Annotated in this window: 22 protein-coding genes and 1 pseudogene; 15 read left to right on the forward strand and 8 right to left on the reverse strand. The window is 57.6% G+C overall.

Features of this window, described 5'->3' with window-relative positions; genetic code table 11:
- The first annotated feature begins 3 nt into the window (after nucleotides 1-3).
- A complete protein-coding gene (locus RTU96_RS10995; protein WP_312636661.1) occupies nucleotides 4-594 on the forward strand; it encodes a hypothetical protein in 591 nt (196 codons plus the stop codon).
- Entirely contained in the window at nucleotides 591-1,172 is a 582-nt protein-coding gene (locus RTU96_RS11000) for a type II secretion system protein GspM (protein ID WP_312636663.1), read from the forward strand. The genes RTU96_RS10995 and RTU96_RS11000 overlap by 4 nt, the downstream gene beginning before the upstream one ends.
- A 99-nt stretch (nucleotides 1,173-1,271) precedes the next feature.
- Here RTU96_RS11000 and RTU96_RS11005 read toward each other — a convergent pair whose 3' ends face one another.
- The 5 genes and pseudogenes from RTU96_RS11005 to thyA form a co-directional block, all read right to left on the reverse strand.
- Nucleotides 1,272-1,964 carry a helicase-related protein gene (locus RTU96_RS11005; RefSeq protein ID WP_312636665.1) on the reverse strand — a complete coding sequence of 231 codons (693 nt, stop codon included), beginning with the start codon at nucleotides 1,962-1,964 and terminating at the stop codon, nucleotides 1,272-1,274.
- Nucleotides 1,907-2,638, reverse strand: coding sequence for a DEAD/DEAH box helicase (locus tag RTU96_RS14785; RefSeq protein ID WP_397356901.1), 732 nt, complete (start codon nucleotides 2,636-2,638; stop codon nucleotides 1,907-1,909). Before RTU96_RS14785 ends, RTU96_RS11005 begins: the two co-directional genes overlap by 58 nt.
- Nucleotides 2,639-2,938: 300 nt before the next feature.
- Nucleotides 2,939-3,393: pseudogene (locus tag RTU96_RS14790) on the reverse strand (ATP-dependent DNA helicase RecG); the annotation flags it as partial.
- 234 nt (nucleotides 3,394-3,627) lie between these two features.
- Entirely contained in the window at nucleotides 3,628-4,122 is a 495-nt protein-coding gene (locus tag RTU96_RS11015; RefSeq protein WP_312636667.1) for a dihydrofolate reductase, read from the reverse strand.
- A gap of 17 nt (nucleotides 4,123-4,139) precedes the next feature.
- Nucleotides 4,140-4,970 (reverse strand): thymidylate synthase, encoded by an 831-nt coding sequence (thyA, locus tag RTU96_RS11020; protein WP_312636668.1) that lies wholly within the window; start codon nucleotides 4,968-4,970, stop codon nucleotides 4,140-4,142.
- A gap of 195 nt (nucleotides 4,971-5,165) precedes the next feature.
- Here thyA and RTU96_RS11025 point away from each other — a divergent pair, with 195 nt between their 5' ends.
- On the forward strand, nucleotides 5,166-6,023 hold the full coding sequence (locus tag RTU96_RS11025) for an AraC family transcriptional regulator (RefSeq protein WP_312636669.1): 858 nt from the start codon (nucleotides 5,166-5,168) through the stop codon (nucleotides 6,021-6,023).
- 207 nt (nucleotides 6,024-6,230) lie between these two features.
- On the opposite strand, the gene RTU96_RS11030 is transcribed toward RTU96_RS11025, so the two are convergent.
- Complete coding sequence (locus RTU96_RS11030; protein WP_312636670.1) at nucleotides 6,231-7,793, reverse strand: sodium-dependent transporter; 1,563 nt, start codon at nucleotides 7,791-7,793, stop codon at nucleotides 6,231-6,233.
- Nucleotides 7,794-7,995: 202 nt separating this feature from the next.
- On the opposite strand from RTU96_RS11030, the gene RTU96_RS11035 reads away from it, so the two are divergent.
- From RTU96_RS11035 to RTU96_RS11055, 5 genes are all read left to right on the forward strand, one after another.
- The gene (locus tag RTU96_RS11035) at nucleotides 7,996-9,399 is read left to right on the forward strand and encodes a GNAT family N-acetyltransferase (protein WP_312636671.1); all 1,404 of its coding nucleotides are present in this window, start codon (nucleotides 7,996-7,998) and stop codon (nucleotides 9,397-9,399) included.
- 276 nt (nucleotides 9,400-9,675) lie between these two features.
- A complete protein-coding gene (locus RTU96_RS11040; protein ID WP_312636672.1) occupies nucleotides 9,676-11,094 on the forward strand; it encodes a spore germination protein in 1,419 nt (472 codons plus the stop codon).
- 130 nt (nucleotides 11,095-11,224) lie between these two features.
- Nucleotides 11,225-12,190 (forward strand): hypothetical protein, encoded by a 966-nt coding sequence (locus RTU96_RS11045; protein ID WP_312636673.1) that lies wholly within the window; start codon nucleotides 11,225-11,227, stop codon nucleotides 12,188-12,190.
- A 17-nt stretch (nucleotides 12,191-12,207) separates the two neighbouring features.
- Nucleotides 12,208-12,969 carry an acyl-[acyl-carrier-protein] thioesterase gene (locus RTU96_RS11050; protein ID WP_397356892.1) on the forward strand — a complete coding sequence of 254 codons (762 nt, stop codon included), beginning with the start codon at nucleotides 12,208-12,210 and terminating at the stop codon, nucleotides 12,967-12,969.
- A 34-nt stretch (nucleotides 12,970-13,003) separates the two neighbouring features.
- Nucleotides 13,004-13,531 (forward strand): DUF4352 domain-containing protein, encoded by a 528-nt coding sequence (locus RTU96_RS11055; protein WP_312636675.1) that lies wholly within the window; start codon nucleotides 13,004-13,006, stop codon nucleotides 13,529-13,531.
- A 60-nt stretch (nucleotides 13,532-13,591) separates the two neighbouring features.
- Here the strand turns inward: RTU96_RS11055 and RTU96_RS11060 are convergent, their stop codons facing one another.
- Nucleotides 13,592-14,629: an alpha-hydroxy-acid oxidizing protein gene (locus RTU96_RS11060; RefSeq protein ID WP_312636676.1), complete on the reverse strand. Its 1,038-nt coding sequence runs from the start codon at nucleotides 14,627-14,629 to the stop codon at nucleotides 13,592-13,594.
- Between the two features lie 170 nt (nucleotides 14,630-14,799).
- Here RTU96_RS11060 and RTU96_RS11065 point away from each other — a divergent pair, with 170 nt between their 5' ends.
- The 4 genes from RTU96_RS11065 (at nucleotide 14,800) to RTU96_RS11080 (ending at nucleotide 18,529) form a co-directional block, all read left to right on the forward strand.
- Nucleotides 14,800-15,768: a DUF4349 domain-containing protein gene (locus RTU96_RS11065; RefSeq protein ID WP_312636677.1), complete on the forward strand. Its 969-nt coding sequence runs from the start codon at nucleotides 14,800-14,802 to the stop codon at nucleotides 15,766-15,768.
- Nucleotides 15,769-15,877: 109 nt separating this feature from the next.
- The gene (locus RTU96_RS11070) at nucleotides 15,878-16,507 is read left to right on the forward strand and encodes an MBL fold metallo-hydrolase (protein WP_312636678.1); all 630 of its coding nucleotides are present in this window, start codon (nucleotides 15,878-15,880) and stop codon (nucleotides 16,505-16,507) included.
- A gap of 65 nt (nucleotides 16,508-16,572) precedes the next feature.
- Nucleotides 16,573-17,115, forward strand: coding sequence for a DUF6512 family protein (locus tag RTU96_RS11075; protein WP_312636679.1), 543 nt, complete (start codon nucleotides 16,573-16,575; stop codon nucleotides 17,113-17,115).
- Nucleotides 17,116-17,341: 226 nt separating this feature from the next.
- A complete protein-coding gene (locus RTU96_RS11080; protein ID WP_312636680.1) occupies nucleotides 17,342-18,529 on the forward strand; it encodes a toxic anion resistance protein in 1,188 nt (395 codons plus the stop codon).
- On the opposite strand, the gene RTU96_RS11085 is transcribed toward RTU96_RS11080, so the two are convergent.
- A complete protein-coding gene (locus RTU96_RS11085; RefSeq protein WP_312636682.1) occupies nucleotides 18,526-18,783 on the reverse strand; it encodes a hypothetical protein in 258 nt (85 codons plus the stop codon). The two genes, RTU96_RS11080 and RTU96_RS11085, sit on opposite strands and share 4 nt — an antisense overlap.
- 71 nt (nucleotides 18,784-18,854) lie before the next feature.
- On the opposite strand from RTU96_RS11085, the gene RTU96_RS11090 reads away from it, so the two are divergent.
- From RTU96_RS11090 to RTU96_RS11100, 3 genes are all read left to right on the forward strand, one after another.
- Nucleotides 18,855-19,100: a helix-turn-helix transcriptional regulator gene (locus RTU96_RS11090; protein ID WP_312279274.1), complete on the forward strand. Its 246-nt coding sequence runs from the start codon at nucleotides 18,855-18,857 to the stop codon at nucleotides 19,098-19,100.
- Nucleotides 19,101-19,175: 75 nt separating this feature from the next.
- Nucleotides 19,176-21,176 carry an FtsW/RodA/SpoVE family cell cycle protein gene (locus tag RTU96_RS11095; RefSeq protein ID WP_312636684.1) on the forward strand — a complete coding sequence of 667 codons (2,001 nt, stop codon included), beginning with the start codon at nucleotides 19,176-19,178 and terminating at the stop codon, nucleotides 21,174-21,176.
- Nucleotides 21,163-22,533: a penicillin-binding transpeptidase domain-containing protein gene (locus RTU96_RS11100; RefSeq protein ID WP_312636686.1), complete on the forward strand. Its 1,371-nt coding sequence runs from the start codon at nucleotides 21,163-21,165 to the stop codon at nucleotides 22,531-22,533. Before RTU96_RS11095 ends, RTU96_RS11100 begins: the two co-directional genes overlap by 14 nt.
- Nucleotide 22,534: the final 1 nt, after the last annotated feature.

Genomic DNA, 22,534 nt, shown 5'->3' on the forward strand with positions numbered 1-22,534 from the left:
AAGATGACAAAGAAAGAGCGGCAGTATCCATTCAAAACCTCCATCAATTTGGCGCAAAGGGAGCGGCGTCCCGGCAATCTTGCCGCAACTGTAACCACCGCCGTTATTCTGACGGTGGCGATTGCGGCGTTCTCCAAATTCGGGGTGATTGACCGGCTTCAGGCCGTTGGTGCAATCCGCGCGCAGGTTGCCCAGCAGGAGGCGTTGGTGGAGCAGGTCAGAGGACAGACTGCGGAGTATGATCTGATTTTGGAGCGGTATCAGAGCGAGTCTTTGCGCAGGAATACCGCCGTCGGGGGAGCGGACCCCATAAAGTGTTTGGAGCTTGTTGAAAAAAACCTGTTGAACCGGGCACGGGTCGCGTCCTTCACCGTCGACATGGACACGGTCACGGTAAAAATCTCCGACGTAACGCTCAACGACATTTCCGATATTTATCAGAATCTGACGAAGGATGCGGCGGTGTCTGGCGTACAGGTGTTCAATGCTTCCACCGACAATGAAAACAGTGCAAAGGTGACCGCCGCCATGACAATCTCAATGGCTGTGGAAAAGCCGACCCAGACTGACGCGGAGAGGGGGGCGGCTTCATGATGCGAAGAGAGTTTACCCAGAGGGAAAAGGTGCTGCTGCTGGTGCTGGTGGTGGTGCTGCTGCTTTCCGGCTATGTGAAGCTGTTTTTGGATCCCCTGAACGCACAGATGTCTGATGCGCAAAACCAGTTGGCGCAGGCGCAGGATTTACTGATTGTGGAGCAGACAAAGCTGGCCCGGATGCAGAAAATGGAGACAGAATTGGAAGACGGTGACATATCGGGAGAGGTTGAAATTCCGGATTATGACAACATTAACAACGTGATGATTCAACTGGATGCCATTCTCACGGCGGCATCCGATTATCAGATGACGTTTGCGGAGCTTCAGTTTGGGAACGAGTTGGTGTCCCGGCCTATACAAATGACGTTTACGGCCGGCAGTTATTCCGGGGCCAGGGCTATTTTGACCGCGCTGTATCAATGCAAATACTGCTGTGCTTTGAGCGGAATCTCCGTAGTCTCCTCTGATCAGAACGGTTCCGGGGATGTGAAGGATCAGGAGGTAACCGTGAAACTGACCGCGACATTTTATGAGCGCAACCACAGTACCGGCGCATCGGATGCCGAGGGAAACTGAGAATTTGCTTTTGCACCGGACAGGTCCATCAAGTCTCAAGCGGGTAAAATTGAACCGGGAACGCTCACCATTCATTGCAAGGTGAGCGTTCCCGGTTTTTTAGCATGAGGAGAAGATCGGACAAATCTTGCCCTGCGCTTTCGAGAGGATTACGAGCCGCCTCAGTTCAGCGCGTCTGCGCTCTGGTGAAACAGCTCTGAAACCCGGGCCGCCACGGCGGACAAGGTCCACATCCTGCGCCAGCAGCGCGTCCGCGGCGGTCTGGGCCTCCTTCAAAAGCGCTGCGTCGCAGCCAAGGTCCGCCACCCGCAGACCCGGCAGGCCGTGCTGCCGCAGACCGAAAAAGTCGCCGGGTCCTCGCAGGCGCAAATCCTCCTCCGCGATTTTAAAGCCGTCCGCCGTCTGGGTCATGACGCGCAGGCGCTGGCGGGTATCCTCGTTTTTACTGTCGGAGATCAGAATGCAATAGGATTTGTGGACGCCCCGGCCCACCCGGCCCCGGAGCTGATGGAGCTGGCTCAAGCCGAATCGCTCCGCGTTTTCCACCACCATTACCGTGCCATTGGGTACGTCCACCCCCACCTCAATCACCGTGGTGGACACCAGAATGTCCGTTTCCCCGCCGGCAAAGGCAGACATGACGGCCTCTTTTTCCTTTGCTTTCAGCTTCCCGTGGACAAAAGCCACCCGCAGGTCGGGGAAGACCTCTGCGCGCAGGGTTTCCGCATACTGCATCACGGCCTTGCGCCCGTCGTCCCCGTCCTCGCTCTCCGTAATTTCGGGGCAGACCACATAGCACTGCCGCCCCTCCTCGACCTGCTTGCGCAGAAAGGCATACAGCCGGGGGCGGTAGCCGCCGGAGACGGCGGAGGTGCCGATGTGCTGCCGCCCGGGGGCAGCTCGTCAATGACGGAGACATCCAGATCACCGTAAAGAATCAGGGCCAGCGTCCGGGGAATGGGAGTGGCGGACATGACCAGCATATGGGGGCTGTCTCCCTTGGAGGCCAGCGCCGCCCGCTGGCCCACGCCAAAGCGGTGCTGCTCGTCCGTCACCACCAGTCCAAGACGCTGGTACTCCACGCCGCCGGAAATCAGCGCATGGGTCCCGATGATAAAATCAATTTCTCCCGCCGCCAGTTGGGCAGAGAGAGTGCGTTTGGTCTTTGGAGTCATGGACCCGGTCAGCAGGGCGCAGCGCACGTCCAGCCGCTCCAGCAGGGGGGAAAGCCCGTCGTAATGCTGGCGGGCCAGAATTTCCGTGGGAGCCATCAGCGCGGCCTGACGGCTGTTTTTCACGCAGAAGTACACGCATGCGGCGGCTACCATGGTTTTTCCGGAGCCTACGTCTCCCTGACACAGCCGGTTCATGGGACGGCCCGAGCGCATATCCCCAAGGGCTTCCTCCACGCAGCGCTTTTGGGCGGCGGTGAGGGTGAAGGGGAGCGCGGTGTAAAAAGGAGCCATATCAACAGGTTCAAACGGCGTGGTGCGCACCTCATCCCGCCGGGAGCGGAGGCGGCGCAGACCGATGGTGAACAAAAACAGCTCTTCAAACGCTAGCCGCCGCCGGGAGAGATCCAGCGCTTCCGGAGAGGCGGGAAAGTGAATGCTTTCATAGGCAAAGCCTGCATGGCAAAGCTGATACGCCTGACGCACGCCCTCCGGCAGTACGTCCGGAAGAATGTCTCCGCAGGCGTCCAGTCCCTGACGGATGGAGCGGGAGAGAAGCAGGCGGCTCACCCCGGCGGTGAGGGGATAAACAGGGACGATGCGGCCCGTTTGCTCCCGTCGGTCTGCCGGTTCTACCACGGGGTTTGCCATCTGGCGGCGGAGAAGGTTTCCCTCCGCCTTTCCGTAAAAGACATAGGATTCCCCGGCCTTCAGGCTGTTTTTCAGCCAAGCCTGATTAAAAAAAGTCACATCCAGCGCGCCGGAGTCGTCCACAGCCCGGAGCTTCACCAATTCAAGCCCCTTGCGGATGCGGGAGAGGGTAGGTGGAGAGGTTACCATCGCCTCCACGCAGGCAAGCTCTCCGGGCTGGAGGTCCGAAATCCGCTTTGTGAGCGTCCGGTCCCCATAGGCCCGGGGAAATAGGAAATCAAATCCCGTAAAGTGCAAATATTCAGCTTGCCGAGGGACTTGGCCCGTTGAGCGCCGATCCCCTTGATGAACTGCACGCTTGTATTTAAATCCGCCGTGGGGACCGCCTCCTCTCGCATTGCTGGTTTTATTATAGCCGCCCCCCGCCCTGTTGGCAAGGCGGTTTTCCGGGAAAAGGGAGACGGGGAAAGAGGGCGCGAAAAAATCTACGTGAAAATGGACACGAAAACATCGGTATCGCAAAATACAGCAAGGAAAATGAATGCAACGAAAAAGGCGGACCTCCAAAGAGGTCCGCCTTTTGTACAACCAATTTCCGTCGGGGTGCTTTACCGCAGGCTTCCCCAAAGGGATTACAGGTTCAAATTGAGGTATTCCACGTACCGATACGTAAGGCCGTCTTCCTCAATCGGCTCCGACTGGGAGGCGACTTTCCACGCGGTCAGCTTATCCAGATTGGGGAAGAAGGTATCCGTTCCGGGAATCACGGCCTCCACACGGGTCAGGTAAACCATTTTGCAGCGGGAGAGCATGGCCGCATAAATGCTGCCGCCCCCCATGACCCACACGTCGTCCGCGCTCACGTCCACCAGATTCAGCGCGGCTTCCACGCTGTGGACAATTTCCGCTCCCTCCCGGGTAAACTCCTTGTCGTGCGTGATGACAATATTGCGCCGGTTGGGCAGGGGATTTCCGCCGGGCAGGGTTTCCAGTGTTCTGCGGCCCATAATGACGGTTCCTCCGGAGGTGAGTGCGCGGAAGCGCTTCATATCCTCCTTGAGATAAAACAGCAACTGATTGTCCTTGCCGATTCCCCAATCCTGTGCTACGGATAAAATCGCGTTCATAAAAAAAGCCTCCCTCTTTATATGGCAATGGGAATTTTGGCTTCCAGCGGAGCGGGGGTATAGCCCTCCAGTTGGAAGCTGTCCCTTGTGAACCGGTAAAAATCCGTCACCGACAGGTCCGCGGAAAACCGCGGGGCGGCGGCGGGGGTCTGCGCGAGAATTTCTTCCACAATGGGGACATGCCGGTCGTAGATATGCGCATCGGCAATGACGTGGACCAGCTCTCCGGCCCGCAGGCCCGAAACCTGAGCCAGCATATGCGTCAGCACGGCGTACTGCACCACGTTCCAGTTGTTGGCGGCCAGCATATCCTGACTGCGCTGATTCAGAATGGCATTCAGGGTATTTCCCGAGACGTTGAAGGTCATGGAGTAGGCGCAGGGATAGAGGTGCATCTCGTGGAGATCCTGAAAATTATAGATGTTGGTGAGAATCCGGCGGCTGGCGGGGTTGTGCTTCAGATCGTACAGCACCCGGTCCACCTGATCGAACGCACCCTCGGGGTATTGGTGCTTCACGCCAAGCTGATAACCGTATGCCTTGCCGATGGAGCCGGTTTCATCCGACCACTGGTCCCAAATTTTGGCGTTTAAATCGTGAATGTTGTTGGACTTTTTCTGCCAAATCCACAAAAGCTCGTCAATTGCGGTTTTCCAGTAGGTTCGCCGTAGAGTCAGAATCGGAAACTCGGCGGCAAGGTCATACCGGTTTACAATTCCAAACTTCTTGACAGTGTGGGCGGGGGTTCCGTCCTCCCAGCGGGGTCGGACCTCCCGGTCCCTGTCCCACACGCCGGTATTCAGGATATCCCGGCAGTTTTGGATAAACAGCTCGTCCGCGCGGCTCATGATGAATCCCCCCGTTTTTTATTTTAACTAATATAGTATAGCAGAATAAGCCGACGGTTTCAACGGGGATTGACTGGGAACCACGAAAAAAGTTCCGCATAAAATTGCAGCCTTTTGGTAAAATGACGGTTGTATCTGTGCAAAAAGTGCTGTAAAATAAAAAGACGGTCCATAAAATCGGAGGGGGTGCGGGAGATGTCGGAGGGACTGGAGGGCGACAAGCGAGGCTATCTGCTGGAGGATTTTCGCCTGTTTCGCCTGAAGGATACCAGCACGAAGACGCTGGAGTATCACTATCACGAATTTGACAAGCTCATTCTCCTTTTGGGCGGCAGAGTGACCTATATGGTGGAGGGCGTGACCTACTTCCTCCAGCCGTGGGATTTGCTGCTGGTGCCCCGCAATCAGATTCACCGTGCGCTGATTGACACGGGAGAGCCTTATGAGCGGATGGTGCTGTGGCTGGGGCGGGAGTGGATGGACAAACGGAGCGACTCTGACGAGCCACTGTCCGCCTGCTTTGATCTGGCCTGCCGCCGGGGGTTTCACCTCCTGCGGACGGACGGAGAGCGCCGCCCCTTTTATCTGCGCCGGTTTCAGGAGCTGGAAGAAGCGCTTCGGTCCCGGGAATACGGCTGCGGCCGGATGGCCGACGCCTGCTGCCAGCAGCTTTTGATTGATGTGAATCGGGACAGTCTGCGGGACAAAACGGCAGAGCGGGAGAAGGACGCCTATCGTTCCGACCCAAAAATCGAGGAGATTTTGCACTATATCACCGGAAATTTGGATGGGCCCCTGACGGTAGAGGTTCTGGCGGAGCGGTTTTTTCTCAGCCGGTATTACCTGATGCACCGCTTTAAGGAGGTCACGGGCTATACCGTGCACCAATATATCAGCCAGAAGCGCCTGCTGCTGGCGGGGGAGCTGCTTCGGGAGGGAACACCTGTGATGCGGGCGGCGGCTCTTGCGGGATTTGGAGACTATTCCGCGTTTTTGCGGGCTTTTCGTGCCACGTTTCACGCAAGCCCCCGAGATTTTCAGCCGCGCCGGTGAAAACCGCCGCAAAATGACCGCCGGGTAGCAGGCGCTGCTGAAAAAGCAGCGCGGATACGGGGCAAAAAAGCGGGGAAATTTTCAGAGTGTTGTAAATGCCATTTGAACGGTTTAGAAAAGCTTGATATTCTAATAAAGTCATGATGTGCATAAACCCCGGGAAGCGCAGTATAGCGCTCCCCGGGGTGAGGAAAGAAAACGTGAGCCTTATTTGTGTGCTGCTTTGCGCATCGGAGAGGTAACGGCCACGGCCACGCCGATTACGTAGACTACAATGCCGATGATATAGCCCGCAATCCGGGCGTCCTTGCCGAAGAAGTCGGAAATCTGGCCGGAGAGAATCAGAACCATGCCCAGAGGTGCGATGACCTTCATGCACACGGAGAAGAAACCGTCCATTCCGTTGCCGGCGCCGGAGTGAATCTCGTCCAGCATGGACTTGGGACGAATTTCCCAGCCGATCATAATGCTCATCAGCATGGCGCCCAGCGGCATGGCAAGACCTTCGGAGAGCATATCCATGAAGTCCAGCCAGCAGTCGTTCCAGCCAGCGTATTGGGTCACGCCGTCTATGACGACAGCCGTGGTTTCCTTGAAGGGGACGGGAACGCCATTGGAGCCCAAGCCGTCCACTGCCACCAGGGTGGCTTCAACCAAAATGGCGAGACAGACCAGAAAGACAATTTTGGGACGGCTGGCTTTTCTGCCTTTCTGGGCGGCCCGGTCCAGGAAGAACGTGCTGATGACCTCAATCAGGGAGATGGCGGAAGTGATGGCTGCAATCAGCACCAACAGATAGAAAATGACGCCGAACAGAGAGCCCACGCCGCCCATGCTGTTAAACACGTTTTGCAGCGTGACAAACAGAAGGCTGGGGCCACCAAGGGCGATTTCGCCCACGGGGATGCCCTGCTGGATGCCATAGGCCACGGCGGCGGGGATAACGGCGATGCCTGCCATGATGGCGATGGTGGTGTCGGAAATGACAATGATGGCGGAGTTTCGCACCAGATTTTCCTTTTTGCCGAGGTAGGAGCCGTAGGTAATCATGGCGCCCATGGCCAGAGACAGAGAGAAGAACATTTGCCCGCCCGCAGTGGCCAAGACGGTACTGATACCGGGCGCGGCTTCGATGAAGCCGCCCGCCACCGCGTAGCCCGGGACGAACATGAATTTCAGCCCCTCAATGGAGCCGGGCATGGACAGGCTTTTGATGATGATGATGACCAGCATCACAAACAGAGAGGGCATACCGACGTTGTTGAATTTCTCAATGCCGCCGGAAATGCCGCCGCGGTTGATGAGATAGCAGATAATCAAAAACAGGATGGTGTAAACAACGGAACCCAAGGGATTTGTCAGCATGGCGTGGAACAGGTCGCCGCCGGAAATCGCCGGGTTCTGGAAAGCAAGATTGCTCAGATTCAGGGACATGTACTCAATGCAGTAGCCGCCCAGCACGGAATAAAAGCTCATAATAATGAACGGAGAAAAGACTGCCAGCCAGCCGATCCACTTGAATCGCTTGGATACCGCGTGATAGGCCCCGATTGGTCCGGTCCCCGTTTTGCGGCCCAGTGCCAACTCCCCCATCATGATGGTGAAGCCCACGAAAGCCGCCAGCAGCAGATAGACGATCAGGAAGGTAAAGCCTCCTGACTTGCCCATCTTGTATGGAAAGCCCCAAATGTTGCCAAGGCCGACGGCCGAGCCGATTGCCGCCAGCAGGAAGCCAATGTTGCTTCCCCAACTGCCCCTCTCATTTTCCACAAATAACCCCTCTTTCTTAAATGGATTCGTGGTAAGAATATACTATTAACAAAGTGTGAAGTCAAGAGAAATAAGTGAAAAATGTACAAAAATTTTTTGAATATGTGTGACAAAATTAACAAAAAGAACAAAACTGGCAGACAAACAGGGTTTGCGGGGCGGATGTCCGCCGACGGAGAACCCGGGAAAGGATCGAGGAAGTATGCTTGAGTTTACGCCGATAGCCGCCGAGCATGGAGCATTGCTGCGCGGATATTACGAGACATGCAATTACGGGCTTTGCGAATACTCCGCAGGAACAAAGCTGATGTGGGGGGAGAGGCTGCACCCCGCCTTTGCGGAGGCGGCGGGATGTCTGATCGTTCGCAACGAGCTGGAAGGGGAATTTCTATTTGACTATCCCGTTCCCGGCCCGGAGGGGGACGAGGACGAAGCCCTTTCCGCCATTGAGGATTGGTGCATGGAAAAGGGGGTGCCCCCGGTGATTTCCGTGGTTCCGGCAGTAAAGGCGCCTCATCTTTTGCAGCGCTATCCCTATGTGGGGGTGCGCAACGTGCGCACCTGGCAGGACTATCTGTATAAGGCGGAGGATTTGCAAAACTTTGCGGGACGGCGGTATTCCGGGCAGCGAAACCACATCAAAAAGTTTTACGCCGCCTGCCCCGACGCGGAATTTAAGCCTCTGACCGCGGAGGATATGCCGCTTGTAAACCGGTTTTGGGAGGATTACGGGCAGGAGTTTGCCAAGGCGGACGATCCCAGGGCGGCCACGGAATTAGAACTGGCAAAGCGTACGGTAGGACAGTTGGATAAGCCGTGGTTCTTCTGCGGGGGAATGATGAGCGGGGAAAAGCTTCTCTCCCTGGCGCTGGCGGAGCGGTGCGGCGACACCCTGATTATCCACATTGAAAAGGCCCTGTATTCCTACGCGGGGGTCTATCCCGCCATGGTGCAGGCCTTTGCCCGGCACTTTGCCGGGGACGCCGTCTGGCTCAACAGGGAGGACGACGCCGCCGATAGGGGGCTGCGGACCTCGAAGCTGCAATACGGGCCGGATCATTTGGCGCCCAAGTATCATTTTGCCCCCCAAAATGAGCTGCTGTGCCATGTAAAGACTCTTCCGGTGCTGACTACAGAACGGCTGACACTCTCCGAGTTGACAGAGGAGGACATTCCCGCCTACAACGCGCTGGTGCTGGACGGAGAGCGGAACCGGTGGTGGGGCTATGACGACGTGGCGGGCCTTGGCGGCCCAGTGGAGGAGCGTAGCTTTTACGAGGTGGCCAAAAGGGATCACCGCAACTGCGCGGCAGTAAATTTTGCCATCCGGCTGGAGGGAAAGCTTATCGGTGAGGCGGTACTTTACCACTTTGACTACCGGGGTGACGCGGAGCTTGGCTGCCGCATTGCCGAAGAGTACGGCGGCCACGGCTATGGGACGGAGGCGTTTAGCGCCGCTGCCGAGTGGGGGCTGTACGGCGTTCATCTGACGCGGGTGGTGGCCAAGTGCTTTAAGGAGAACGAGGCGTCCCGAAAGATGCTTGCCTCCTGTATGCGGCCCGCAGGCGAGGATGAGACATACTACTATTTTGAGAAAAAGGTATGAGCTTTTAAAATTTCCTGCGGCTGAATTTTTAAAGAGATGAAAAAACCCGCTGGAGAGATTTTTTGAAAGATTAGTTCATCGCTTCCGGGCAATGTAAAGAAAGAGGCTGAGGAATTGTATTCCTCAGTCTCTTGAATCTTCCTTTTCTGCTGGGTACACATTCATAAAGTGAGGAGCAAAAGGAAAGAGGCAAAGACCCTGCGTTTTGAATTTGCCCGAATTTTACATAACTTCTCTTCCCAAAATCCATACTAGACCCCAAAAGGGAGGTGCGGTATGGAACAGCTTTCAACCCGTTATGACGACAACGTTCGCCGCTTAGACGAGCTGCTTGGTGCGGGGCGCAACTGCGACATGGTGGCGCGGGACTTTGTCATCGGAGGGCGCAAAGCCCGCATCTGGGTGATTGACGGCTATGGACAGGATACGATTTTAGAGCGAATGGGAGCCTTCTGGCTGTCACTGCGCCCCGAGCAGGTGGGAACGCTTCGGAAGATGCAGGAATTTGCAGACCGATTCATCACTTTCTCAGAGACAAACGTAACGGAGGATTTGGAGGATATCTGCACCTCTGTTCTGCTGGGGAAGACTCTGTTTCTGATGGAGGGGCTTACCGGCGGGGCGTTGATGGACGCGAAGGGCTATCCCTCCCGGGGGGTGGATGAGCCTGCGGACGGAAAGGTTTTGCGGGGCGCCCACGATGGCTTTGTGGAAGCCGTGGTGCCCAATATGGCGCTGCTGCGCCGCCGCATCCGGGACCCGCAGCTGACCATGGAGAGCCACAAGGTTGGAGGGCGGAGCCGGACGGACGTGGTGCTGTGCTACATGGAGGACCGGGTGGACCGAAAGGTGCTGGAACAGGTTCGGGAAAAGCTGGCCGGGGTGGACGTTCATTCCCTCTCCATGGGACAGGAAAGTCTGGCAGAGGCCATCCGTCCCAAGCAGTGGTACAACCCGTTTCCCAAAATAAGGTATACAGAGCGGCCCGATACGGCGGCGGCCACGGTGATGGAGGGAAGCGTGGTGGTGCTGGTGGACAACACCCCGGCGGCTATGCTTTTGCCCACCACTATTTTTGGCTTTACGCAGGAGGCCAACGATTTCTATTTTCCACCTCTGGTGGGAACCTATTTGCGGCTGCTTAGAATGTCGGTGATGCTGCTGAGCCTGTTCATCACGCCCACATGGTATCTGTTGGTCAGCCAGCCCAACCGCCTGCCGAACTGGCTGGTGTTTCTGGCGAAGCCGGAGCCATGCGCCCTGCCGCTGCTGGCGCAGCTTTTGGTGGTGGAATTTCTGATTGACCTTTTAAAGTTGGCCTGTCTGAACACACCCAGCGCCCTGTCCAACTCCTTCTCTATGCTGGGCGCGTTGATTTTCGGAGATTTCGCGGTGCAGGCCGGGTGGCTTACGCCGGAGGTGCTGGTGTATATGGCGGTGGTGTCCATCTCCGGGTTTTCCCAGCCCAGCTTTGAGCTGGGCTACGCGGTGAAGCTGCTGCGGATGCTGTTGTTAATTCTCTCTGCGATCTTTGATCTGTGGGGGCTGGTGGGCGGAATCCTGCTGATTCTCTGGCTGGTGGCCAGCAACAAGACAGTGGTGGGACCGGGCTATCTGTATCCGCTGATTCCCTTCAACGGCAAGGCGTTGAAGCGGCTGATCATCCGGGAGCCTATCGGACGGGACAATACGTGAAAAACGGCGGCTTTGGCATCCTGCGGGGATACAAAGCCGCCTAACTCTTGCAAAAAGAAGAAATTTGTGGTATTCTGATTTTCTAAGCCCAAAGCCAAATGGGGCTTTGGAAATGCAGGGAGGGGGAGTTATGAATCCAAGAAAAGAACGGCGGCGGGCGGAGCGCCGAAATTTCAAAATGGCCCTGAACAAGGAGCTGCGGGAACACAAAAGTTCCTTCCTCGTGTTTTATTTTCTGCGTGCGCTGGTGATTCTGGCTTTGGCCCGCCAGCTCTGGCTGGGGAGCTATGAAAGCGCCTTTTTCTGCGTACTGACGCTGCTGCTGCTCTATTTGCCGAGCTGGGTGCAGGTGCGGCTGCGGATTGAGCTTCCTCCGCCGCTGGAAATCACGGTGCTGTGCTTCATTTTCGCGGCGGAGATTTTGGGTGAAGTCAATGCGTTTTACATTGTGATTCCATTCTGGGACACTATTTTGCACACGCTTAACGGTTTTCTTGCTGCGGCGGTGGGCTTTTCCATGGTGGTGCTGCTGAACGACAACCCCCGGCTCACATTTGACCTCTCGCCGGCATTTATGGCGCTGATGGCGTTTTGCTTTTCCATGACCATCGGCGTACTGTGGGAGTTTTTCGAGTTTGGCTGCGACTATTTTCTGGGAACCGACATGCAGAAGGATACGATTATCCACGCAATTAAAACGGTCGCGCTGGACGCAAGCCGCAGCAACAAAGTGGTGGTGATTCCGGATATCACCGAGGTGACGGTGAATGGAGAAGACCTGGGCCTTGGCGGGTATCTGGACATCGGACTGATCGACACCATGAAGGATTTGATAGTGAATTTTATCGGCGCGACGGTATTTTCCATTACCGGCTTCTTCTATGTGAAAAGTCAGGGCAAAAGGCGGACGGCTGCACAGAGCTTTGTTCCCAGTCCGAAGGAGGCTCACCGGGATTATCTGGCTCAGGCGCGGGAGCAGTCCTCCGCTGAGGCGGCGGCTTCTTTGCCGGAGAAACGCACCGGTGCTGAGGGGAAGATCACTCTGAAAGAAACGGAAAATCCGGAGGATGAAGCGCCCGCTGAGGGCGGACGGTAAAAAGGAGCGAGATGGACTTGAAAGCATTTCGGCAATGGCTGACGGAGGATTGCTACGCCCGGGAGGTGGAGTTGTCCTTTGCCGACTGCGACAGAGACAAATATGTGCGCCCGGCGAAGCTCTTGAGCCTTGTGGCGGGGGCGGCGGGCTTTGACTATGACGCCAGAGGGCTGACCCATCAAAAGCTTTACGAGTTGGGGCAGGTGTTTTTACTGTCCCGGGTGGCGCTGCGGATTCACCGGCGGCCCGTGAACCGGGAGATGCTCACCATCTCCACATGGGAGGACGGCATCCGGGGAGCCCATCTGCGCCGGGTCTACGAGCTGACGGATGAGAGCGGCACCGTCGCTGTGAGCGCCCGCAGCGAGTGGATTCTCATTGACCCGGCGGAGCGGAAGATTCTCCGGCCCTCCGATTTCAAGGCGAAGTCTGTGCATGTTTGTCCAAAGAAAATTAACAGCCCTGAATGCCGCAAAATTTTTCTGCCCAAGGACAATCTGGAGGATCTGGGGCCGCGCACTGTCCGTTGGTCCGATCTGGACGGCAACGGCCATGTGTACAGCGGGAATTACGGCGACATCGTGTGGGATGCATTGCCGGAGGATTTGCAGTCCGCCCCTCTGCGAGAGCTGTACGTGAATTACAGCAAGGAGGCCGTGATGGGGGAGACAATTGCGCTGTTCGGTTTTCGAGAGGAAAACGCCTATACCGTGGAGGGTCGACTGGGAGAGACGCTGTGCTTCTCCTGCCGGTGCGAGTTTGGTGCGGCTGGGCGATGAAATATAGAGAAAAAAGAAAAAAGAGGTATTGAAAATGAAATTGAGAAACAAAAAGTGGGTTTCAGTGGCGGCATTGGCCATGATGTTGGTGCTGTCCGCCTGCGGCGGAAGCAGCAGCGAGGAGTATGAAGAGGGCCGCATCGGAGATGTGATGCACAGTGAGTTTTTTGACTTCACGGTCAACAACGTCTACATTTGTGATACATATGAGGGATATACCCCTGAGGCGGACCATAAGCTGCTGGTGTCGGAACTGACAATCAAGAACACGTTCAACGAGACCATCCCCATGTTTGACACCGATTTTCAGGCCCAGTGGAATGACAAGGACGATCAGGATAACGCGTTTTCAAATCCCGTTGAAACCATGGTGAGCGAGGAGCAGATGGAGCCCGAGTATGATTTGGCAGTGGATGAAGAGCGGACCGGCCTTTTGATTTTTGAGGTTCCGGCGGATTTTGACGATTTTTCCGTTGTCTATCTGGAGGAATTTGACACAGGCGAAACCGGAAATCTGTACGAGGTATTCTTTACCGCAAAGGAAGCCGGAGTGTCCGTCTAAAAAAGATATTTGAAATTAAAGGCGGCCCCGGATGAGTCCGGGGCCGCCTTATTGCAAAAATTAGAGCCGTTCCAAATCACGGGGAGTCATCACCATGTCCCGCCCGATGTCGGCAAGGCTGTGGGCTCCGCACATGGCCATGGTGTCGGCCAGCTCGGCTTTCAGCTTCTCCACGTAAATGGAAACGCCCTCGGTCCCGCCGCCGTACACCATGGTGACGAAGGGACGGCCGATGAGCACCGCGTCCGCGCCCAGAGCCAGCGCCTTAAACACGTCCATCCCGGTGCGGATGCCGCCATCCACGAAGACGGTCAGCTTGCCGCCCACTGCGTCGGCGATGGCAGGCAGAACCTCCGCCGTGGCTGGGCAGTTGTCCAGCACACGGCCGCCGTGGTTGGACACCACGATGCCCGCGGCCCCGGCCTTCAGCGCCTTCTTCGCGCCCTCCACGGTCATAATGCCCTTGAGGATAAAAGGCTTTTTGGCAAGCGCCGCGATTTCCCGTAGCTCCTCCACCGTTTTGCTTCCGGCGGGGGGCTGCATGTTTTTCAGGAAGGGCAGGCCCGCCGCGTCGATGTCCATGGCCACGGCAAAGGGGTTGCCCGTGTTCACCATCTCCATTTTCTCCCGGATCAGCTCCAGATTCCAGGGCTTCACGGTGGGGACGCCATGTCCGCCGCTGGCGGCAATGGCCTTTGCTGCCCCCTCCACCACAGCGGGGTTGGTGCCGTCGCCGGTGAAGGCGGCGATACCCGCCGCCGCGCAGGCGGAGATAAGAAGGTCGTTGTAGGCCAGGTCGTCATACTGATCGCCATAATGCAGTGTCATCGCCCCGATGGGCGCGGCGAACACCGGCAGGTCAAAGGTCTGGCCGAAGACCTTGAATGTGGTATCCGCGGGCTTATTTTCGCAGATGGTGTCCATATTGACGCACAGCTCCTGCCACTTCTGATAGTTGCGGATGAAGCCGGTGCCGATGCCCTTGGCTCCGGGGCCGGGGACGGTGTTTTTGCAGACCGCGCCGTTGCAGACCGGACAGGCCTTGCAATGGGGACCGACGCGGGTGCGGGCGTTTTCCAATACTTCCTGATATGTCATAGAGCGATTCCTCCCATGCTGCGCGGTGTTTGCGCGCGTACTGCCGCCATTTTAACGCCATCGTGAAAAAAACGCAACAAATTGTGTAACTTTTTCCATGCGCCTGCGTCTAAAGAGGCAAACGCACATCAGTCGGAAGCGGATGGGCGAACGACAAGGAGGAAAAAACGATGAAAAGAAAGCTTGCGATGCTTTTAGCGGCCCTGTGCCTGACGGTGCTGGCGGCGGGCTGCGGCACGTCGCCCGGCGGCGTGGCATCCTATGGCGAGAAAACGGACAGCATGGCCGCTCCTTCTGCGATGACAGAGGCGGCCAGAGGCGATTCCGGAGCGGCGATAGACATGAATGGCTTTGCGGCCTATGATGAAAGCGGAAAAGCGGAAAGCCAGCTCAGAGCGGAGAAGGACAGCGGTGACGGGAGTAAGTTAATTTACACCGCCGATCTGAATCTTGAAACCACAACCTTTGATGAGACGGTCAAGAATCTGTCGGCTCTGGTGGAGGAGCTTGGCGGCTGGACCCAGAGCAGCAGCGTGAGCTACGGCGGCTCCGGCTACCGGTACGGCAGCTACGCCGTCCGGGTTCCCAAAGAAAAATTCAGCACGTTCCTCACCCGTGCGGGGGAACTGGCGCATGTGACCTACACCAGTTCCAATGTGGAGGATGTGAGCGAACTGTACTATGACACCGCAGGGCGTCTGGAGACACAGAAAACGAAGCTTGCGCGGTTGCAGGACCTTCTGGCAAAAGCTGAGAACATGGAGGACATCATCACCATTGAGAGTGCCATTTCCGAGGCGGAAAGCCAGATTGAATCACTGGCCGGGGAGATGAAGCACTATGATTCTCAGGTGGACTACTCCACGGTGCAGTTCTCTTTGAACGAGGTATATCAGCTCTCCAACGTGGAGCAGCCTGCCACCGGTTTTTTCAGTCGCCTTATCGGGGCGCTGTCCTCGGGAGCGCGGGGCTTTGCGGACTTCGTGCAAAACTTCCTGCTGATGCTGGCCTATGCCTGGGTGTGGGTGGCGCTGGTGGCCCTTATGCTGATTGGAACAGTTTTGGTGTACCGCAAGCGGAAGATAAAGCCCAAAAAGGAAGCGCCCGCGCCGGAAACACAGGATGACAAATCGGAATAAATCCTGTATACTAGCCCCAAAGCGGATATTTACATCAGTTCCCCGCATCTGACCGGTGGCGCGGCGCGTCTGAGGGGAAGGGTCCGCAAACGAAACAGGAGGGATTTTTATGACCGTCACATGGCTGGGCCACGCCTGCTTTCTTTTGGAGCAGGACGGCTATCGTATCGTCGTCGATCCCTATACCGGCGTTCCCGGTTATCCGGCGCTGGAACTGGAGGCCCATGGGGTTTGTTGCAGCCACGGACATTTTGACCACAGCTACACCGACGGGGTAACGCTGCTGCCGGGACGGGAGAGCCCCTTTTCCGTGGAGGAGGTCCCCGCATTCCACGACGGGGAGGAGGGGGCCCTCCGGGGAGAAAACACCATTCGCGTCTTTTCGACAGGGGACGTTCGGGTTTGCCATCTGGGAGATTTGGGCCATCTGCTCTCGGAAAAGCAGGCGGAGGCCATCGGCAGATGCGACGTGCTGCTGGTCCCCGTGGGCGGGACCTTCACTGTGGACGCAGCCGGGGCCAAGGCCGTGTGCGATACTCTGCGGCCCCGGATAGTGGTCCCCATGCATTACCGCCACGCGCCTTTCGGGCTTGAAAAGGTTTCCGGCGTGGAGGACTTTTTGACGCTGTGGCCTCAAGCGGCCGTGCAGCGTCTTCCGGGAAGCTCCTTTACGTACCTTGCCAAGGAGGGCGGGGAAACAGCCGCGCCCGTGGTTCTGGTTCCAAAATATCCCGCCTGAGCGCATAGTTTTGCCGCCTTTGCGCACACTGTTTCCAAATGCGGATTTGAAACGGAGGCGGAGATATGGGCGTTGCGACGCGGCGGCGGCAGTGGTACTTGGCGCTGGGGGATTTTCTTTTTACCGTGGCGGCGGGGACGGCGCTGCATTTTCTCTGGGGCTGGACGGGGGGAAACCGCATCGCGGCGGCGTTTTGCTCCGTGAACGAATCGGTTTGGGAGCACATGAAGCTGCTGTTTTTTCCGGCCTTCCTTCTCTCCATGGCGGAGGTCTGGCTGCGGGACTCCCGGAACTTTCTGGCGGTGCGGGGCGTTTCCCTCTGGATTGGGACGGCGCTGATTCCCGCGCTGTATTACACGTACAGCGGAATTGTGGGATTCCATACGCTGTGGGCGGATATCGCCGTGTTTCTGGTTTCGGCGGCGGCGGTATTTTTGCTGGATTGGCGCCTTGGAAGAACAGGGCGGTTTACCTCCGGCTGGCAGCAGGCGGCGGGCCTTGCGGCGCTGTGGGCGCTGGCGCTGTTGTTTGTGCTGTGGACCTATCGCCCGCCCAGACTGCCCCTGTTTTGGGACGCGGCGGCGGGCGTATACGGGCTTGCGTCGTGAATGAATTGTAAACACCCCCTGAAACGCGCTGTTTCAGGGGGCTTTCTCTTGACCGGGGCGTTTGGACGGGAGTATAATAAACCGATTGAAGATTCAGGGCCGGGGTTGGACGGAGGGGCTTTTATAAGCCCGCAGCAAGGTTTCTGTCCTACATTGCATGGGCGGGAGGACAGGCCCCGGACGCGAGAGCCGCAAAGCGGCAAATAAACACTTGGAGGAAGAAAACATGGCTGATGAGATTGGAAAAATGCCCGAGCTGACGCTGGAGTCGACCGCGGCTGCGGCGCAGGCCGTTCCCGAGCTGACCATAGAGAGCGGGGCTGCTTCCGCACCCGTCGCTCCCGCCGCGCCCGCGCCCAAGCCGGCGGCGGAACCCGTCCGGCTGGACGAAAGCCTTTTAAACGAACAGGAGAAGAAGGCTGTGGAGGAATTCTCCAAAAAAATCGACCTGACAGATTCCAATATGATTTTGCAGTATGGCGCGGCGGCGCAGAAAAACGTGGCGGGCTTTTCCGAAAACGCGCTGAGTTCCGTGAAAACCAAGGATCTGGGCGACGTGGGCAAGTCCCTTTCCTCGCTGGTGGCGGAACTGCGGGGCTTTGGCGAGGAAGAGGAGAAAAAGGGCCTGTTCGGCGTGTTTAAAAAGGCCGGGAACAAAATGGAGACGATGAAGGCCCAATATTCCAAGGTGGAGACGAATGTGGAGCGCATCGCCCGAGAGCTGGAGCAGCATCAGATCATCCTGCTGAAGGACGTGGCCATGCTGGACCAGATGTATGAGCTGAACCTGAAATATTACAAGGAGCTCACCATGTACATTCTGGCGGGGAAGAAAAAGCTTGCCGACTATCGGTCCGGAGAGCTGGAGGAGCTGCGCAAAAAAGCGGAGGCCACCGGCACGCAGGAGGACGCGCAGACGTACAACGACCGGGTGCAGATGTGCGAGCGGTTTGAAAAGAAGCTCCATGATTTGGAGCTGACCCGCATGATTTCCGTGCAGATGGGGCCGCAGACCCGCCTTTTGCAAAATAACGACACGCTGATGGTGGAGAAAATCCAGTCGTCTTTGGTGAATACCATCCCCTTGTGGAAGTCCCAGATGGTGTTGTCTCTGGGGCTGGAGCACTCCCGTCAGGCCACCGCCGCGCAGGCCGCCGTGACCGACACCACCAATCAGCTTTTGAAGAAGAACGCGGATATGCTGAAAATGGGCACCGTGGCTGCTGCCAAGGAGGCGGAGCGGTCCATTGTGGACATCGAGACCCTTCAGCACACCAATCAGCAGTTGATTTCCACGCTGGACGAAGTGATGACCGTTCAGCGGGAGAGCGCGGTAAGGCGCAGGGCCGCCGAGGTGGAGCTTGGTCGCATCGAGGGAGAGCTGAAGCAAAAGCTGATGGAGCTGCGCAATTAAAGCCCCTCAAGCATGATGTGGCAAACGGAGAAGCCCGTTTGGAACATGGCCTCCAGCTCCAGTGCGCGCTGCTGCTCCAGCGTTTCAAGATAGGCGCGGAGCGCGGCACGCTGAGGCTCGGCGAGGGACTGGTCAAGCTTGTCCAGTCCCCGCTGGAGGGGAAGGTCCAGTTCCCGGTATTCATCGGTGCAAAGGCGGGCCGTGAAGCGTGTATTCAGGGCGCGATCATAGATGCAGTGCATAATGTCATTCATAATTATCATCCTCTGCTAACTAGATATTTGAATATTAACATACATAATATTTGTATGTCAAGGGGTGAAGCATGAAAATTCTTGCAACGAGACTAAAGGACCTGAGAGAGGGCCGCAGGATTTATCAGCGGGAGATGGCGGAGATGCTGGGGCTGTCCATGCGGGGTTATCAGAGCTATGAGACAAACACCAGCGAACCAAAGCTGGAAACTCTGGTGTTTCTTGCGGACTATTTCAACGTGTCCGTGGACTATCTGCTGGGCCGGACAGACGTGCCGGGCATGAGAAAAAAGTCAAACCGGGAGAAGCAGGACTGAAAGAAGCCGAAAAGGCTGCGAGGTCTGCAAAAGCAGAAAATGATGCCCTTAGGGGAGTAGAAAGGAGGCGGTGAGATGGCCAGCCTGCAATCCATATTGGATGCTGTGACGGCGGCGCTTGCCGCCGTGCCCATGGCGGGCGCGTGGTTTTCCGCTGTGGTTCGGTTTTTGTTCCCTGTGCTGGCGGTGCTGATTTTATCCCGGGCCATCCGGGGGCTTTTGCGCATCCCCCACACACCGGAAACTTGGGCCCAACTGAGCCTGCCCAACGGCACGGCTCTTCCCCTGACGCATTGGGAAAACATTCTGGGCCGGAGCAAAACGGCGGACGTGATTTTAAACTATCCCAGCATCTCCCGTCAGCACGCGGCATTATGCCGGGACGAGGCAGGGGACTGGACGCTGTATGACCTGAGCTCCAAGGGCGGCACGCTGCTAAATGGCGAGGTGGTGACCGATTCCGCCCCTGTGCGGGTGGGGGACACTGTGGGCCTTGGCGGCGTGCCCCTGCTCTTCCTGCCCCAGACTGTGGGCGAGCGGGAAGAGACGGAGCGGCGGCGGCAGGCGGAGCGACCCGCCGCCGTGTGGCCCTCGTTTCTGTGGCTGACGGTGTTTCAGGTTTTGGCGTGTCTTCAGTTGATTGTTGCGGCGGGTGAAAAAGCGACGGTTGTCCTGCCGTTGAGCTTTTTGGGGCTGACGGCGGTGATGTGGATTTACTACATCGCCCTGCGGGCCACGAAATGTGTGGGCTTTGAGATGGAGACCATCGCGTTTTTCCTGTCCACCCTGTCCCTTTCCGTCACCGCGTCCTCCGCGCCGGGATCGCTGCTGAAGCAGTTTATCGCCGTTGTGCTGGGACTGGCGCTGTTTCTGGCGCTGGGTCTGGCATTGCGGGACTTGAGCCGGGTGCAGAAGCTTCGGTGGATTTCCGCAGCGGTGGCCATGGGCCTTTTGGGCGTGACGCTGGTGCTGGGCAGCCGGGTATTCGGCGCGAAAAACTGGATTATTCTGGGGCCGTTTTCCATTCAACCCTCGGAAATTGCAAAAATCTTTTATATTTTTGCTGGGTCCGCGACGCTGGAGCGCCTGTTCCGCCGGAGGAACCTGACGCTGTTCATCGTCCTCACCGGGGTTTGCATCGGGTGTCTGGGACTGATGAGCGATTTTGGCACCGCCGCCGTCTTTTTCGTCACGTTTTTGGTGATTGCCTATCTCCGCTCCGGCGACTTTGCCACGCTGGGGCTGATTTGCGGCGGAGCGGTATTCGGCGCGGGACTGATTGTGCAGTTTAAGCCGTATATCCTCAGCCGGTTTGCCACATGGGGCCACGCGTGGCAAAACGCGTCGGTGGGCGCGGCCTATCAGCAGACCCGCACCATGTCCGCCGCCGCCAGCGGCGGCCTTGTGGGCATGGGGGCCGGAAGGGGCTGGCTTTATAAAATTCCGGCGGGTGACACGGATTTGGTATTCGGAATGCTGTGCGAGGAGTGGGGGCTGATTGTGGCGGTGCTGGCCATTGCCTCCATCGTGACGCTGGCGGTGTTTGCCGTCCGGGCGTGCCGAGTGGGCCGGTCCAGCTTTTATGTGATCGCCGCCTGCGCAGCCGGGTCGCTGATGGTGTTTCAGACCTGCCTGAACGTGTTTGGTTCTGTGGATTTGCTGCCCCTGACGGGAGTGACGCTGCCTTTCGTGTCCAACGGCGGGTCTGCCATGCTGTCGGCATGGGGGTTGCTGGCTTTTCTAAAGGCCACGGACACCCGGGAAAACGCCAGCTTTGCCATCCAGCGCGGGCCGGGCAAACGCTTGACGGAGGAGGCCCGCCGCCGGACAGAGCCGGTGCGGGAGGATGAATTTCGCCGGGACCCTGCCGAGGGGGACGAAAAGTCGGGACCTGCGAGGGATCATAAACGTTCCAAACCGGGACGCGGCCCGCAGAATGAGTCGGCAGGGACGGGATTTGCGCAGGAGGATGCCTTTCTGAAACCGTACTTTGACGATGGTGACTCGTTTACCATACCGGAGTTCCTCCGGAACCGGGAAATCGACGGAGAGGAGGACCGCCATGCGGAAAATTGAACGGCGGGCGGTGCTTTGCCTGCTTTTGGCGGGAGCGCTGGGGCTGGGGCTACTCTTTTTCGTGGGAAAATTTCTGATCCACGGGGGCAGTTGGGCTTCCTCGGCCTTTAACCGGCACCTGTACAACAACGCGGGCGTTTTAACCAGCGGCACGGTGCTGGACCGGGACGGGGACGTACTTTCCGCCGTGGACGACGACGGAAACCGCACCTATTATCAAAATGAGACGGTCCGCAAATCCACCCTCCACGCGGTGGGGGATTTGCAGGGCAGCATCGGAACCGGGGTGCTGAACGCCTTTGCCGACAAGCTGACGGGGTATGACCTTGTAAACGGTGCGTTTTCCGCACATCAGGGAAACTCCATGTACCTGACGATCGACGCGCGGTATAATTATGAGGCGTATCAGGCATTGAACGGCAAGGCGGGAACCGTGGCGGTTTATAATTATAAAACGGGGGAAATTCTGTGCATGGTTTCCGCCCCCAGCTACGACCCCTTGAATGTCCCGGCGGACATTCTGGAAAACGACCGGTACAAGGGCGCGTATCTCAACCGGTTTTTATCCTCCACCTTCACGCCCGGGTCTGTGTTTAAAACTGTGACGGCGGCGGCGGCCATTGAAAAGCTGCCGGACTACGACACACGAACATGGAATTGTCAAGGCTCCGTGAAAATCGGGGAGGAGACGATTGTCTGCTCCGGGACTCACGGAGACGAGACGTTTGCCGAGGCGCTGGCCGACTCCTGCAACGTTGCCTTCGCGGAGATGGCGGAGGAACTGGGGGCCGACACACTGGCAGCTTACGCGGCAAAAGCAGGGCTGACGGACAGCTATTCCGTCAGCGGTCTGCGCACCGCCAAGGGGAGCTTTTCCTTCGACGGGATCACCGACGGCGAGCTTGGCTGGGCGGGAGTAGGACAGTTTCACGACGCGGTGAATCCCTGCGCCCTGATGGTTTACATGGGAGCCATTGGAAACGGGGGAAAAGCCGCCGTGCCCAAGCTGATTTTAAAGACCCGTGACAGTCTGGGGCTTCCCTCCTCGCTGAATTTGACCCGCCACACCGGGCGGCTCATCAGCGCAGACACCGCGGAGACGCTGGCGGAGCTGATGGCCAACAACGTGACGGAATCCTACGGGACAAAGCGCTTTCCCAACATGGATATCTGCGCCAAGTCCGGCACGGCGGAGGTGGGAGAGGGCAAAACACCCCACGCTTGGTTTACCGGTTTCCTCAGGGATGAGGACACGCCCTATGCCTTTGTGGCGCTGGTGGAAAACGGAGGCGGCGGCGCGTCCGTGGCCGGGACGGTGGCGGGCCGGGTGCTGGATGCAATTGTAAACGGGTACTGAA

Origin of the sequence: Oscillibacter sp., from assembly GCF_032018205.1 — a bacterium.
Taxonomy (GTDB): Bacteria; Bacillota; Clostridia; order Oscillospirales; family Oscillospiraceae; genus Oscillibacter.

What these genes read in the sequence shown, in the direction of transcription:
- RTU96_RS10995 (WP_312636661.1), top strand. Translation starts at nt 4, where the DNA reads ATGACAAAGAAAGAGCGGCAGTATCCATTCAAAACCTCCATCAATTTG.
- RTU96_RS11000 (WP_312636663.1), top strand. Translation starts at nt 591, where the DNA reads ATGATGCGAAGAGAGTTTACCCAGAGGGAAAAGGTGCTGCTGCTGGTG.
- RTU96_RS14785 (WP_397356901.1), bottom strand. Translation starts at nt 2,638, where the DNA reads ATGGCTCCTTTTTACACCGCGCTCCCCTTCACCCTCACCGCCGCCCAA.
- RTU96_RS11015 (WP_312636667.1), bottom strand. Translation starts at nt 4,122, where the DNA reads ATGAACGCGATTTTATCCGTAGCACAGGATTGGGGAATCGGCAAGGAC.
- thyA (WP_312636668.1), bottom strand. Translation starts at nt 4,970, where the DNA reads ATGAGCCGCGCGGACGAGCTGTTTATCCAAAACTGCCGGGATATCCTG.
- RTU96_RS11025 (WP_312636669.1), top strand. Translation starts at nt 5,166, where the DNA reads ATGTCGGAGGGACTGGAGGGCGACAAGCGAGGCTATCTGCTGGAGGAT.
- RTU96_RS11035 (WP_312636671.1), top strand. Translation starts at nt 7,996, where the DNA reads ATGCTTGAGTTTACGCCGATAGCCGCCGAGCATGGAGCATTGCTGCGC.
- RTU96_RS11040 (WP_312636672.1), top strand. Translation starts at nt 9,676, where the DNA reads ATGGAACAGCTTTCAACCCGTTATGACGACAACGTTCGCCGCTTAGAC.
- RTU96_RS11045 (WP_312636673.1), top strand. Translation starts at nt 11,225, where the DNA reads ATGAATCCAAGAAAAGAACGGCGGCGGGCGGAGCGCCGAAATTTCAAA.
- RTU96_RS11055 (WP_312636675.1), top strand. Translation starts at nt 13,004, where the DNA reads ATGAAATTGAGAAACAAAAAGTGGGTTTCAGTGGCGGCATTGGCCATG.
- RTU96_RS11060 (WP_312636676.1), bottom strand. Translation starts at nt 14,629, where the DNA reads ATGACATATCAGGAAGTATTGGAAAACGCCCGCACCCGCGTCGGTCCC.
- RTU96_RS11065 (WP_312636677.1), top strand. Translation starts at nt 14,800, where the DNA reads ATGAAAAGAAAGCTTGCGATGCTTTTAGCGGCCCTGTGCCTGACGGTG.
- RTU96_RS11070 (WP_312636678.1), top strand. Translation starts at nt 15,878, where the DNA reads ATGACCGTCACATGGCTGGGCCACGCCTGCTTTCTTTTGGAGCAGGAC.
- RTU96_RS11075 (WP_312636679.1), top strand. Translation starts at nt 16,573, where the DNA reads ATGGGCGTTGCGACGCGGCGGCGGCAGTGGTACTTGGCGCTGGGGGAT.
- RTU96_RS11080 (WP_312636680.1), top strand. Translation starts at nt 17,342, where the DNA reads ATGGCTGATGAGATTGGAAAAATGCCCGAGCTGACGCTGGAGTCGACC.
- RTU96_RS11085 (WP_312636682.1), bottom strand. Translation starts at nt 18,783, where the DNA reads ATGAATGACATTATGCACTGCATCTATGATCGCGCCCTGAATACACGC.
- RTU96_RS11090 (WP_312279274.1), top strand. Translation starts at nt 18,855, where the DNA reads ATGAAAATTCTTGCAACGAGACTAAAGGACCTGAGAGAGGGCCGCAGG.
- RTU96_RS11095 (WP_312636684.1), top strand. Translation starts at nt 19,176, where the DNA reads ATGGCCAGCCTGCAATCCATATTGGATGCTGTGACGGCGGCGCTTGCC.
- RTU96_RS11100 (WP_312636686.1), top strand. Translation starts at nt 21,163, where the DNA reads ATGCGGAAAATTGAACGGCGGGCGGTGCTTTGCCTGCTTTTGGCGGGA.